At 40.4% G+C, this 698-nt stretch carries 1 protein-coding gene; it reads right to left on the minus strand.

The features are described 5' to 3' along the window. On the minus strand, window positions 1–698 hold a 698-nt coding region (locus GRP75_RS28685; protein WP_160791081.1), incomplete at both ends, for a Gfo/Idh/MocA family protein.

Raw genomic sequence — 698 nt, forward strand, 5'->3', positions numbered from 1 at the left:
CAAGTATTTCCATACAAATTATCGTTTCTTCGTCTTTAATCACTTTTTCTTTACCAAATACGATCGACTGATAAATATCGTCATACACTCGGGCATAGTCTCCCTTTTCAGAAACGACTTTTTCTTCATGATACTCGCCTTTATCATCCAAATATGTTAAGATGCCGTAATGCTCGGGCAGGTCGATGCCGAAATCGGCGTGTCCCTTAGGCAGATAGTATAATTTCAGATGCTCCTCCTGACGATCCTTCGTTTGCTTTATAAAAACGCCTTTTTTGCCGTATACAACAAAACTCGGCCGCTCTTTTAAGCGAAAAAAGCTGGATTTGATGGATACCTTGAGCGAGGGATAGTAAAAATCCAGATCAAAGTAATCATTCATTCTCCCAGCACCCAGCAATTGACGAACATCGTAATGGATTGTGTCCGGCTTCCCAAAATAGGAAAGAACCTGGTCAGTGGTATGAACGCCATGTCCATATAGGTAACTGTTATACTTGGAAAAATGAGAGGTAGAATTTGGAATCTCAGGGCGATAATAATCGTAATGCATCTCCACTTCCAGCAAATCTCCAAGTTTTCCTGATTCAATAACCTTCTGGGTAGTGAGGAAATCCGAGTCATAACGTCTATTCTGATAGCATTGTACAACCAGATTTTTCTCTTTAGCATATTGGAAGATCGACATGGCTTCTTCT

It is taken from the genome of Paenibacillus sp. OT2-17, from assembly GCF_009827695.1.
Taxonomy (GTDB): Bacteria; Bacillota; Bacilli; order Paenibacillales; family Paenibacillaceae; genus Paenibacillus; species Paenibacillus polymyxa_B.